Origin of the sequence: Desulfoferrobacter suflitae, from assembly GCF_022603395.1 — a bacterium.
In the GTDB taxonomy this organism is placed as follows: Bacteria; Desulfobacterota; Syntrophobacteria; order Syntrophobacterales; family Syntrophobacteraceae; genus Desulfoferrobacter; species Desulfoferrobacter suflitae.
In genome coordinates this window covers 465,143-476,827 of sequence record NZ_JAIBKA010000004.1, presented here as the reverse complement: position 1 = coordinate 476,827, position 11,685 = coordinate 465,143, and the positions used below count along the sequence as shown (strand labels likewise).

Here is an 11,685-nt window from a genome sequence, read left to right as displayed (position 1 = left end):
AATCGTTTTTTGATCAGTTCTTTCTCCATGACAGCAGTATATCATGGCAAGAAAGAGTGTAAAGTTTATTTCGTGACAGGCACTTAACAGCAATATTCCACTTTCTGGCAAGGGGCATACACAGCGGCCCGCAGCCGCATATACCGCCTAATCAGAGCCTGTCGGCAGGACTCTGGACTCCCATTCCGCCTTTGTTCAGAACATGGGTGTAAATCATAGTGGTCTTCACGTCCTGGTGGCCCAAGAGCTCTTGGACAGTGCGGATGTCGTGGCCCGCCTCCAATAAATGTGTGGCAAAGGAGTGGCGAAGCACATGAGGGCCGACGACCTTGTTGATCCTCGCCCTTTTCGCCGCTTCCTTGACCGCCCTCTGCAAGACAGTCTCATCTATGTGGTGCCGCCTCTCGATCCTCGTTCTGGGGTCAATCGAGCGCTTCCTGGAAGGAAAGACATACTGCCATGCCCAGTCCCGGTCGGCATGAGGGTATTTTCTCACCAGTGCAAACGGAAGGTAAACGTTCCCAAACCCTTCCCTCAAGTCCTGCTCATGAAGTGCCTTGACTCCCACGAGATGCCTCTGCAAAGGCTCGATCACACAAGTCGGCAGCATGGTGACCCGATCCTTCTCCCCTTTGCCGTCCCTGACAAGGATTTGTCTGTAACCAAAATCCACGTCCTTGACTCTAAGTCGAATGCACTCCATCAATCGCAGTCCGGCCCCGTAGAGGAGTTTGGCCATGATCCATTTTTCATCTTGCAGCCCATTGAGCAGGGCCTTCACTTCAGTTCGAGTCAAAACAACAGGAAGTTTTTTCGGCTTCTTTGCCCAAATGACGTCTCCAAGCTCTCCAGGGTCCTTGTGAAGGACTACCTTGTAGAGAAAAACCAGCGCACACAGGGCCTGGTTGTGAGTGGAAGAAGCCACGTTCTTTGCGGAAGCAAGATGGGACAGGAAGTGGTTGATTTCAGAGCTTCCCATTTCAATGGGGTGGCGTTTCTTGTGGAACAGGATATATCGCCTGATCCACTGAATGTAGGCTTCCTCGGTTCGTATGCTGTAGTGGCGCAGTCTGATGGCCGCCCGCACCTGATCGAGCAGGCGCGGCTGCTGGTGATCCCGATCGGCGGATTGACAAGAGCTCATCATGAGTGACCTCCCGTTTGTGAGAGGAGAAGGGCGATTAAGAACACCCTTACCTAAGAAGAGGACCCCGCGTCAAGTGGAAACGGCGTGCAAGACGTCATGAAGAGTGCCATATCTATTAAGGACGGATCCCTTTATTTCTGTCTTCTGGATTCCCGCTTAAGGATTGCGGGAATGACGGAGGGCGGGACGGACCGTGAAATGAGGCTTTTCACCCTAAGACCGGATAGGTGTACAGCGAAGAAGAGTGCGCGGCGCTCAGCTATGATGGGGACGGCGTATGGTTCTGCAGGCGAGCTTCACAGCGGTCGATCAGCCGCCGAGATAGAGCTTTTGCACCGCGGGGTTGTTGAGGAGCTTAGCGGCCGGTGCCCTCGAGCCGGTTCATGCCCTGTTCCAGCACGTAGCCGCGGTGGGAAACGGAGAGGCCCTTGCGGGCGTTTTGTTCCACCAAGAGAAAGGAGACCTTACGCCGATTCATTTCGAGGATGCGGTCGAATATTTCTTCCACCATGAGCGGGGCCAGTCCCGGCGACGGCTCATCGAGGAGCACCAGCTGCGGCCGGCACATCAGCACCCGGCCGAGCTCCAGCAGCCGTTCCCAGCCGTAGCTCAGCTCATCGGCGGGCCGCTCCGCCAGGTGTTCGAGCTTCATCAGCTGCAAAATTTCATCGGCCCGCCGGCGGTTTTCCCGTTCCTGCCGGCCGATCAGCCGCGGGCGGAAGAAAACCGACAGAATATTTTCTCCCTGCTGGTCCGGGGCCACCGCCAGAAGATTCTCCCGCATCGATAGAAAAGGCAACACCCGGACCTGCTGAAAAGTGCGGGGCAGGCCCAGGCGGCTTATCGCATCGTGCGGCAAGTCTTGAATCGGCTTGTCCTGAAACAGCACCCAGCCGCTGTCCTCCTTATAGAAGCCGGTTATGATGTGAAGCAGGGTAGACTTGCCGGAACCGTTCCGTCCCACCAGTCCGGCCACCTGATTGTCCCCCAGATCGAGGCTCACGCCGGCAACCGCCGTCAGGCCGCCGAAGCTTTTGCTCACGTTTTCGACTCTAAGCACCTTGCCTCCTGCGAAATTCGGCAACGAGCCCCTCGGGGCGCTTCAACATGAGCAAAACCGGGACGAGCCCGAACAGCATTCCCTGGAGAGGCGCGACGTAGCGGCCGAGGTCTCCCGGGATGGGCGGAAAGCGCAGCGATTCCTGGAAAAACACCACCAGGCAGGCCCCCAAAAGCGGCCCCCGGGCAGATCCCTTGCCGCCCAGCACCACGCACAGCAGCACGATGAGGTGATAGAAAATTCCAATTCCGTCTGAGGCAGAACAGATCCAAGACCTGGAAATAACCGACCATTCATTTGACCCAGTTGAAGACTTCGATGCGGAGGGGTTACTGGAGCAGGCTTTCGATGTTGTTTACGCTGACCCCATTGATATGAAAATATGGTTTTCCGCAGGGCAGGCACCGTACATTCCACCTTTTCAATGAAGCCGAAGTAGCCGCCTCGGAAGAACCGGCAAGAGAAGAGATCGCCGTCCCCGCCCACACCCGGCAAAAGCCCGAACGAAAACCTCTTCCCGACCACCTGCCTCGAGTGGAAGTCATTGTGAATATTGCCGAGGAGGAGAAAGTGTGTGGCTGCGGGACTCCTCTTTCCAGGATCGGGGAGGAAGTATCGGAAAAGCTCGATATCATCCCCGCCAAGGTCCAAGTTTTTCGCACCATTCGCCCCAAGTACGCGTGCAAGGGCTGCGAGGGGGGTGGAAAGCGAAGGAGGAGCGGTTAAAATCGCCGAGCCTCCTGCCGAGATGATCCCCAAGGGCCTCGCCACCGCCGGCACTCTTGCCTATGTCGCCACGGCAAAATATGCAGACGGAACCCCACTCTACCGTCTGTCTAAGATCCTCGATCGCTATGGGATCCGGATTCCCCGCTCCACCATGGCCTCCTGGATGGTGATGGTCTCGGATCGGTGCCGCCTGATCATGGAATTTTTTCAAGGCATGCTTAAATCAGGAATCCTCATCAATGCCGACGAGACTCCCGTACAGGTTCTAAACGAACCCGGCCGTGCCAACACCGCCAACTCCTGCATGTGGGTTTTTAGAGGAGGAGATCCTGAGAAGCCGGTCGTGCTCTTCCATTATGCCCCCACAAGGTCCGGTGGGGTCCCAAAGGAAACCCTCGCGGGCTACCAGGGATATTTGCAAACGGATGCCTACTCGGCCTGTGAGCAGTTCGAGAAGAAGGGATCTCCGATTATTCTGGTCGGATGCATGGCGCATGTGCGCAGAAACCTTGTCAAAGTCATCGATGCTCGGGGAAAGGGAGCCAAAAAGAACGGGAGCGCCGAGGTCGCTCTCGAATACATCCGCAAGTTCTACCTTATTGAAAAGATCGCCCGCGAGCAGGACCTCAGTCCGGAAGAGATTTTGGCACTGAGAAAAGACAAAGCCGAGCCGATCTTAAAAGAGTTCAAGGTTTGGATGGACAAGCGCTACCTGGAGACCCCTCCTAAGGGGCTTCTCGGAAAAGCTCTGAGTTATGCTCGTAACGACAAACGAAAATTGACCATCTGTGATAACCGAATTTTGACCACCCCTGAGCCGTGTGTGGTCATGATAAGGGGTGATCATCCTGCGTTGTGTTGTGGAGGGGGGCTGATGGAATGGAGACCGTTCAAGAGGGAATTCGTCTTTCCCGGGCTGCTTGCCTGCATTTCAATCGGGGACGAACGGGAAGTCCGCAGCTTCGCCCCGTACTCCTGCCTCATGCCCACAGCGCGTCCCGCCGGTTTGATCTGCATTGCATCTTGAAGGTTGCGATTTGCGGGCTTAGTTTTAAAGCATCGGCAACGAGTTCATGAAGGACTCTTAAATCCAACGAAAGGAGTAGTCACAATGGAAGGAAAACACGAACACCGGCATTTGCACGCCCACGAGCACACTCACCAACATAGTCATGAGCATGTTCACGGAGACCAGAAACACACCCATGAACACACCCATAGCCACGCCCATGAACACCTGCATGAGCACAGTCATGAGCATTCCCATGGGGCGGCCGCCCATGTGCACGACCATGACCACGCCGGCGATCACGGTGCGCACGACCATGATCATCCCGGCCACGAGACGGAGGCCCACACCCACAATCATTAAAGCCAGGGCGTAAATGCTGCGGGATTCGGCCACTTGATTCGATGGGGTAGATGTAGGTTGGGTTGAGCGCAGCGAAACCCAACATGGGCTTGCGGGGTAACGTTGGTGGGTTTCGCTGCGCTCAACCCAACCTACCGCCTACGGCCCCGCAAGTCCTGTTCAGTCTTCATGACCGAAAGCCTTCGCGGCTTGTCCTTTCATTCAATTGAGCTCAGTCGGTATTTGATGCACCCTCATGACTGTAATGCGGAGGAGAGTATGGTATAAAAGAGGGAGGCCGGTCGGCAAGACGAAACGCGCCATAGCGCAATCAAAATCCGCTCAGCTTCATTTGCCGGACAACGTTATTTTATTTCTTGGGCTTATTGCGCTTGTCGCGAATGTAAATTGATTTGGAACGACCGTCGCTCTGCACTCTCTCATCCATATCGAAAAGTTTTGTCGCTGCGGCAAGTTGCCCAAGTTTGCCGAATCCGTAGTTGCGCGGATCAAACTCCGGGGCCTGTTTGGCGATGTTGCTCCCGACGGCTCCTAAATGCGCCCACCCACTCTCATCGGAAGCCGCCTCAAGAGCGTTTCGAAGAAGAGCGACCAGCTTGGTGTCTCTCTTTAATTCATTGGCAGTCTTGGGCTTAACGACCGGTTCGGCATTCTCCTGGAAGCGAAGAACCTCGGTGAATATGAATTTGTCACAGGCGGATACAAACGCTTTGGGAGTCTTCTTTTCGCCAAATCCATACACCAGCAGGCCTTCCTCTCTTATGCGCGAGGCGAGCCGAGTGAAATCGCTGTCACTCGAGACCAGGCAGAATCCGTCAAAACGCTGGGTATAGAGTAAGTCCATTGCGTCTATGATCATCGCACTGTCCGTCGCGTTCTTACCCACGGTGTAGCGGAATTGCTGAACCGGCTGGATTGAGTACTCCAGCAGAACGGACTTCCAACCGCTCAGGCTGGGCGTAGTCCAGTCGCCATAAATACGCTTCACGCTTGCAACGCCGTACTTGGCAACTTCCGAAAGGAGCCCCTCGGTGATGGCGGGTTGCGCATTGTCCGCATCAATCAGAACACACAGTCGGTTGGAGGCGGCGTCACTTGCATTCATTAGTTGTTCCCTGATCGCTGTTGTCCTCACAATCACTTGTTTTTTTAAGTCCGGTTCCTCGTTGGCTTTCGACGGGCTGCGCGTCTGCCCTCGATTTGTCCCGTTCGGCAGTCACTTCGGGCAGCCTGAACATCTTTATGATGTTCACCATCAGCTTGAGAACGCGTTTAGCCGACTCAGACTTCTGGTAGCAGGTCAGCACTTGGGATTTGTTGTGTCGACCAATTTCAGAGAGTAACCTTTCATTGATCTCAATCTCGGAGTTCGCTATTTTCTTGATGGCAAAAAGAGACTCAATGAGCTCGTCATCACCGGCATCGGACAGCAACTCAGCTGCAGAATCGAGTATCCTGCTTCTCTCAGGATGTCCGGATTCCCTGTGAGATTCCGCCAGTCTGATGAGGTAGGGAATCACATAATTTCTGCTGTAGGTGTGAATGTTCATCTCGGCCGATCTCGAGTAGTCTTTTAACTCCTCAAAAAAGTATCCGGTCGAGCGCAAATCCTTTACTAACACCTGTGCACTGTCTGTCATTGCTGACTCCCTCTGATTTCGGCCCGTTTGTGTCTTGCATGATGCCACAGGCGGCGATCGGATGTTCGAGAAAAACTATTTGGCCGGGATGACCGTAAGCGACCTGAGCCTCTCCCACACCCTCCCCAACTGGTCATCCAGGGCAATCAGGTAGCGGTCTTCGGATATCTCAATCACCGTTCCTAATCCATGAGCGGTTTCAACCCGGTCATTGATTTTAACAACCCTGCCCCCTGTGATTTTCCTGGGCGGATCAAGCGGCCGGTTAATTTTTTCAAACCTCTTGTATGGTGAGGATCTGAATTGTCTCATTGCTTGTTCGCTCCCTTTGTTTCTGCAACAAATTGATGCTGAAAAGAGGTCAACGGGGCTATAGCCACAATAATGGCCCCACCTTGTGTAAAAGGGAACGTGCGGTGGGAAACGACCCCGGAACGATAAATTGCCGGTGCGCCTGACTCAGCCGTCCTCTCCTCCAGTCTGCTCCCATTGGTCGGCGAGTGGCTGTGGGCCGGGTTTTATGCCGGCGATGTCCGGATCCTCCTGACTGTCTGATGACTGCTGCTTGACCCTGTTCTGCCTGGCTTCCAACCGGCGCGCTTCTTTGTCTCTTTGTTTTTGCTGTTGCGCTCTTTCTCTTTCCCGCTTCTTAAAGGTAAGCTTTGGTCTTTGAGCCATATTTTAACTCCAGGATACACGGGTAGACCCCGCAGTGGCTGAAATGTTAACTGCAATCCCAAAACAGGCGTTGGAAAATTCACTGCACCGCTTATAGGCCACCTGTCGGTCAGTTCTCAAAGGCTAAAGACCGGATCGACATGGATCAAATTTGTGAAGCTTATGAACGGAACTGGTTGGAGTATAGCCTTTTTTGGTGAAAAGGAAAGCCCGAGGCGCTGCAAAGCCGTCGCACGCTGTGTGCAGAAGGCGCTGATCGAAAACGCCATTCAAACGGGAATCGATTCCTTTCACATGGATGCATCGGCTGCCGCCCTGGCCGTGCAAGGATGGATCGAGCGAAGTGAAACCCATCGACAATTCCTGGAAAAAATGTAATCTTTTGCCCTCAATCGGTAACCTGTTCCCTTACCCAAAATCCTGGGCCCAGAGGTGCACGAGCACTGCTTACTGTGCAACGGTCTTTTGATAGGGGCATACATTGAGGATGGACGACCCGAGATCTAACTTGCCGCAATTTTTTTCCAGGCTGCCCGCATGAAACTCCTGATTGCAGTGCTGATACTGACAACGGCGGCGTTGCCTCCGGCGGTTGCCTGCGCTGCAGCCCCGGCACACCGGAACGGATACATCCAACTGGTCCGGGACGGCGATGTCTGGTGGTTTCAGGATGCCGCCGGGGAAAAATTCTTTTCCCTCGGAGTCAACTGCGTTGGCGGATGCTTCGGCCATTGTGAAGAAAGGCCTCCGGGTGAAGCGAGAAAGGGCCGGATCGTCCGGCAGCTGCGTGCAATGGGCTTCAACACGGCAGGCGCCTGGAGCAGCCCCTCCGTCTGGAAGGATTTTTATTTTGTGGACCAGATTTACACCGGCTTTGTGGAATCCGCCAACGACGTCTTTGATGAATCCTTCTGGGCGGAATTCGAGCGGCACCTGACAAAGGAAATCCAACCGTTTGCCGGCAATGCCGACTTCATGGGCTACTTTCTTGATAACGAGAGGAAATGGGACCCTTGCGCCGTCCTGCAGTTCTATCTGCAGTTGCACAGAGACGCGCCGGGCAGCCGTGCGCTTATGGAATTTTTGCAGGACCTGTATGAAGGCAAGATCAAACTGCTCAACAGGAACTGGAATGCTTCCTTCCGGTCCTTTGAGGATATTGCCGGCAGCAGCGCTCCAAAATGCGGCAGCGTGTTGTTGGAGAAACTGTTTAAACCCTGGAGAAACCGGGTTGCCGCCCATTACTACGAAAACTACTGCCGCCTATTGCGCCGCCTCGATCCGCATCATTTGATCCTCGGTATACGCTACAAAGGAATCCCCGAGCTTCCCCTATTTCAACTACTGGCACCCTATTTCGACGTCAATTCCATCAACCATTACAATCGATACGCACAGCTGGATGCCCGCTACTCAGAGTTTTACAGGATTTCCGGCAAACCTCTGCTGATCACCGAATTTTCTTTTTCGGGCTATCCCCACCCGGGGCATGCGTCGCAATTGTTCATCGACGTATATTCTCAGGAAAATCGGAGCATTGGCTACAGCAAATATGTGCTGTCCGCTGCCAGGGCCCCCTACATGGTGGGAATGCACTGGTTCATGTGGAGGGACTACGCCGGAAATTGGGACTATCCGCCCGATATCAATGTCGGGCTGGTCTCGAGTGACGAAACAGAGATTTACAGCCAACTCGAGGGGCGGATAAAAGAGACCAACAACGCGGTCAACGCAGCGCATCGAACGGCTGTCACACCGGAACAGGCCAAAAGGCCCCTGGGGCTCAGACTGCTCCACCGTTTTGCCGCAGGCATCGATGGTGACCTCTCCGAATGGGACCAAAGGCATCTGTTTCTCCCTCAAGAGACAGCTCGCTTGTTGGACGGTGACGACACCGAACAACGCTTCTACCTGTCCTGGGATGGCAATCTTTTGTTTGTCGCAGGCGATATTGCGGATTCGCGCATGGACTATCCCGGCGCAGATTCTCTCTGGCAGGCGGACTATCTTTCGCTCTACCTGAGGCCCAGCGTCGGACGGAAGAACGGCACGACCGATTATGCTCTGTTCTACATCCACCCCACCGGCGGCGGCGCTGCGGGTAATGAACCCCGGGTCATCGAGTGGCGCGTCCCCGAAGGATATCGGCCGCTGCCATCGAAAGTCTCCCTGAGGCCGAAGGCTGGAGGCTATATCCTGGAGGCCGCGATCCCGTTGAAATTTGCCTCCGGCAAACCGCTTCACCCCGGAATGAAGTATCAAATGAAGCTGATTCACCAGGACGCCAACGGGATCCGCCGAGCAAGTCGGACCGACCTGATTGCAGTTGAACCGTAAAAAGAGTCGCCGGCGAAGTGCTGCATACCTGTCAATTGCCTCCAGCACGACCGAACACATGTCCAGTGAGGTCCCTTGGGAGCTATGAGGTGATCTGGGGACAACCCGAGAGCCAGAAAAACCGGAAGAACAAGGGAAAGGGGATTAAAACGGCTTAGTATCCGCTACAGCGTCAATGTTCCCCTGCATGCCTGTAACATGACCGCAGCGGGGGCATGGCGATTAGTTGCTGAAATACTCAGGATAGTAAACCCCGAAGCTGGGATAATACTTATTGACCAGCTTCAGATAGGTCCCGTTCTTGACGAGGGTATTGAAGAATGCGTTGAAGCTCTCCCGCAGGGCAGAGTCTTCCCTGGCGAAGGCGCAGGCCATGCTTTGAATGTGGGAAAGAGGTCCGATCACCTTGATGACACCCGGCCACCGGTCAAGCGCGATCAGCGCATCGGGCATATCCAGCAGCGAAAGGTCCGCCTGGCCCTTGATGATGGCGGGCACCAGTTCTTCCGGATTGCCATGGAACAGAATAATATCCGCCCCGCTTTCGTTCAAATCATACAAAGCCGGATCAAGACAGGTGTTGGGCTTGCCCAGCAGGCGCTGCCCCTTGAGAAGTGCTCGGACATTGGCGATGTCTTGGTCGATATCGCCGGAAGGCTTGATGGGCCTGACGGGGCAGTCGGATCGTGCGACCAGCCAGATCTGCGTCGGAAAAGTGGGGGTCGAGTAAGCCACCATCTTCTGGCGCGTGGGCAGTACGGTAAAACCATTGGCGATGACATCCCCTTTGACGGGCACTTCACCGACCACCGTGACGCTGTCTCCCTCGGTGACGAACTTCTTGCCGGTGAGATCTCCGATGGCATTCTCCCAGGAAGTATCGACATACTCGTAGGTCACCCCCAGGTGCTCGGCAAAGAGCTGCATCAGCTCGACATCGAGGCCGTCCCGGCCATTTTCCAAAACAAAATTGGCATATGGAATGCCGAGATGCCTCAGCTTTCCTGTCTTTTTCACCGTATCCAGGTCGTTGCACAGGCCCCGGCCGAAAAATTGCGGAAATCCAAGCACAGCCGCCAAGGCAATGAAAGTGACCCAGAACGGCAAATATGATAGTTTTTTTATTTGCACGGCGCCCTCCTGAGGAGCAGGAACCTTTTCGGGCAATACCTTTTGTGGTCGCTCTTGGCAACGGCTGCCAGGATTACGCTTTGCGTGGGACTCGGGTCCCCTAATCCGGCAGCACCACAATGGCCACCCCATGGAGATTGGTTGTTTCCGGTCAGATCGGTTCAAATTATGTCAGAGTTAAAGTTAAGCCATGCTAACAGCAATTCCGGCCTGAGGCAATGAAATTTGACTTCCGCATGGGGTCGTCACTTCACAGCCCTGTCGACCAGGAAACGTATCCACCAGGCCGCGTTGTGTACCGGTTATGCATTAGATGTGTCATTGCCCGCAGACCTGGTTGACGGGTTTCGCTTCGCTCCATCCATCCCTTTATCAGTGATTGGGGGCAAGGATAGGTGAGGCGATAACGAAACCCATCAGTAGCTGCGGGCATAAAGATGAATGATGCTTTCCTTAACAGATATAATCAAAAACCGAAGCTTGGCACCGCCAAAATGTTGAGGGTGAGCAGCGACGGCTGAATCTTACCAACTGTGGAAAACGGCCTTGTTGGGTTTCGCCACGCCAGCGCCCGACGAAACTCAACAATGGTCGAATTCGCTTCTACTTCCCAGCAATCATTTGGACTTCGACGAGTGCCCCCAAAGGTATACCAGCAGCAGTAATGGTTGACCGAGCAGGGAAGTGAGGACACGGTTTTCCCTTCTTATCAATAAAATATCCGCCATAAACACTTGTAAAATCAGAGGAGGTTACCCCTGGTGCAAGATAGACTGTTGTCGACACCACGTCACAAAAGTCTAACTGAGCCTCTTCCAGGATGGCTTTGAGGTTTTCCATTACTTGCACAGACTGAGCGTACAAGCCATCAGGCAATGTACCAGTAAGGGGATTTATCCCTATCTGACCGGCTGTGAACAAAAGTTGCCCATACCGGATACCCTGGGAGTAATCACCAAGGGGAGCGGGAGCATTCGGCGTAACAATCTCTACCGGATTCTTCGCGAAAGCGATCGTGTTTAACACCAAGAACAACGCAAGAAGCAAAATGACTGTTAAGTTAACTTTTCTCATAAAACCCTCCCTTTTTCTTAATTTACTGGATCCATCAGAGCTGCCAACGTTGTGATCACAAGAATCGGGCTCCTATTTCTTTTTCTTTTTCCCGTCGTTGAGCATTTCCTTGAATGCTTTGCCGGCGCTGAATTTTACCGTTTTCCTGGCGGGAATCTTCAAGGGCCTGCCGCTTCGCGGATCGCGCCCTTCCCGCGCGGCCCGCTCAACCATCTTGAAGCTGCCAAAGCCGATAAAATTGACGGTTTCCCCGGCCCGAACAGCATCTTTGATGGAGGCGAGGGCGGCATCGACCGCTTCGCTCGCCTTCTTCTTGCTGATCTCGACCTCTTGTGCCAGTTTTGCTACAAGCTCCGCCTTTGTCATGGTCAAATCCTCCTTTTTTCACTGTTGAAATGTTATCACCCACGGGCTTTTAAAATGCATCCCTGGAGCTGCCCCAAAAGGTACACGGCTGCACGGGAATGACCGGAAATACACATCGGCCGTCAAATGACGCATTCAGACCCACACGAAC

The 11,685-nt window shown here is 54.1% G+C and carries 15 protein-coding genes and 1 pseudogene; 5 read left to right on the top strand and 11 right to left on the bottom strand.

The annotated features are described in order from the left end of the window. Positions 1 to 151 precede the first annotated feature (151 nt). The 3 genes from K1V27_RS09715 to K1V27_RS09705 all read right to left on the bottom strand — a co-directional run bounded on the left by K1V27_RS09715 (position 152) and on the right by K1V27_RS09705 (position 2,430). Positions 152 to 1,147, bottom strand: a complete 996-nt coding sequence (locus K1V27_RS09715; RefSeq protein ID WP_353740552.1) for an integron integrase — start codon at positions 1,145 to 1,147, stop codon at positions 152 to 154. 355 nt (positions 1,148 to 1,502) lie between these two features. Next, positions 1,503 to 2,207 (bottom strand): ABC transporter ATP-binding protein, encoded by a 705-nt coding sequence (locus tag K1V27_RS09710; protein ID WP_258929794.1) that lies wholly within the window; start codon positions 2,205 to 2,207, stop codon positions 1,503 to 1,505. Then, positions 2,200 to 2,430 carry a hypothetical protein gene (locus K1V27_RS09705; protein WP_258929793.1) on the bottom strand — a complete coding sequence of 77 codons (231 nt, stop codon included), beginning with the start codon at positions 2,428 to 2,430 and terminating at the stop codon, positions 2,200 to 2,202. Before K1V27_RS09705 ends, K1V27_RS09710 begins: the two co-directional genes overlap by 8 nt. A gap of 215 nt (positions 2,431 to 2,645) precedes the next feature. On the opposite strand from K1V27_RS09705, the pseudogene K1V27_RS22780 reads away from it, so the two are divergent. From K1V27_RS22780 to tnpC, 3 genes and pseudogenes are all read left to right on the top strand, one after another. Next, positions 2,646 to 2,738, top strand: a pseudogene (locus K1V27_RS22780) (IS66 family transposase); the annotation flags it as partial. Between the two features lie 15 nt (positions 2,739 to 2,753). Next, on the top strand, positions 2,754 to 2,933 hold the full coding sequence (locus tag K1V27_RS09700; RefSeq protein ID WP_258929792.1) for an IS66 family transposase zinc-finger binding domain-containing protein: 180 nt from the start codon (positions 2,754 to 2,756) through the stop codon (positions 2,931 to 2,933). Further along, a complete protein-coding gene (gene tnpC / locus K1V27_RS09695; RefSeq protein ID WP_258929791.1) occupies positions 2,908 to 3,963 on the top strand; it encodes an IS66 family transposase in 1,056 nt (351 codons plus the stop codon). Before K1V27_RS09700 ends, tnpC begins: the two co-directional genes overlap by 26 nt. A 57-nt stretch (positions 3,964 to 4,020) precedes the next feature. Here tnpC and K1V27_RS09690 read toward each other — a convergent pair whose 3' ends face one another. The 5 genes from K1V27_RS09690 to K1V27_RS09670 form a co-directional block, all read right to left on the bottom strand. Continuing rightward, positions 4,021 to 4,341, bottom strand: coding sequence for a hypothetical protein (locus K1V27_RS09690; protein ID WP_258929790.1), 321 nt, complete (start codon positions 4,339 to 4,341; stop codon positions 4,021 to 4,023). A gap of 316 nt (positions 4,342 to 4,657) precedes the next feature. Beyond that, a complete protein-coding gene (locus K1V27_RS09685) occupies positions 4,658 to 5,413 on the bottom strand; it encodes an NYN domain-containing protein (protein ID WP_258929789.1) in 756 nt (251 codons plus the stop codon). Further along, positions 5,400 to 5,948 carry a hypothetical protein gene (locus tag K1V27_RS09680; RefSeq protein WP_258929788.1) on the bottom strand — a complete coding sequence of 183 codons (549 nt, stop codon included), beginning with the start codon at positions 5,946 to 5,948 and terminating at the stop codon, positions 5,400 to 5,402. The genes K1V27_RS09685 and K1V27_RS09680 overlap by 14 nt, the downstream gene beginning before the upstream one ends. A gap of 75 nt (positions 5,949 to 6,023) precedes the next feature. Beyond that, complete coding sequence (locus K1V27_RS09675) at positions 6,024 to 6,260, bottom strand: hypothetical protein (RefSeq protein WP_258929787.1); 237 nt, start codon at positions 6,258 to 6,260, stop codon at positions 6,024 to 6,026. 147 nt (positions 6,261 to 6,407) lie between these two features. Beyond that, entirely contained in the window at positions 6,408 to 6,626 is a 219-nt protein-coding gene (locus K1V27_RS09670; RefSeq protein WP_258929786.1) for a hypothetical protein, read from the bottom strand. Positions 6,627 to 6,788: 162 nt separating this feature from the next. Here K1V27_RS09670 and K1V27_RS09665 point away from each other — a divergent pair, with 162 nt between their 5' ends. Both K1V27_RS09665 and K1V27_RS09660 read left to right on the top strand, forming a co-directional pair. Then, positions 6,789 to 7,004 carry a hypothetical protein gene (locus K1V27_RS09665; protein WP_258929785.1) on the top strand — a complete coding sequence of 72 codons (216 nt, stop codon included), beginning with the start codon at positions 6,789 to 6,791 and terminating at the stop codon, positions 7,002 to 7,004. A 159-nt stretch (positions 7,005 to 7,163) separates the two neighbouring features. Beyond that, positions 7,164 to 8,963 carry a DOMON domain-containing protein gene (locus tag K1V27_RS09660; RefSeq protein ID WP_258929784.1) on the top strand — a complete coding sequence of 600 codons (1,800 nt, stop codon included), beginning with the start codon at positions 7,164 to 7,166 and terminating at the stop codon, positions 8,961 to 8,963. Between the two features lie 222 nt (positions 8,964 to 9,185). Here K1V27_RS09660 and K1V27_RS09655 read toward each other — a convergent pair whose 3' ends face one another. From K1V27_RS09655 to K1V27_RS09645, 3 genes are all read right to left on the bottom strand, one after another. Beyond that, positions 9,186 to 10,094, bottom strand: coding sequence for a transporter substrate-binding domain-containing protein (locus K1V27_RS09655; protein WP_258929783.1), 909 nt, complete (start codon positions 10,092 to 10,094; stop codon positions 9,186 to 9,188). Between the two features lie 603 nt (positions 10,095 to 10,697). Further along, complete coding sequence (locus K1V27_RS09650) at positions 10,698 to 11,168, bottom strand: Rid family hydrolase (protein WP_258929782.1); 471 nt, start codon at positions 11,166 to 11,168, stop codon at positions 10,698 to 10,700. Positions 11,169 to 11,240: 72 nt separating this feature from the next. Continuing rightward, positions 11,241 to 11,534 carry an HU family DNA-binding protein gene (locus K1V27_RS09645; protein WP_258929781.1) on the bottom strand — a complete coding sequence of 98 codons (294 nt, stop codon included), beginning with the start codon at positions 11,532 to 11,534 and terminating at the stop codon, positions 11,241 to 11,243. Positions 11,535 to 11,685: the final 151 nt, after the last annotated feature.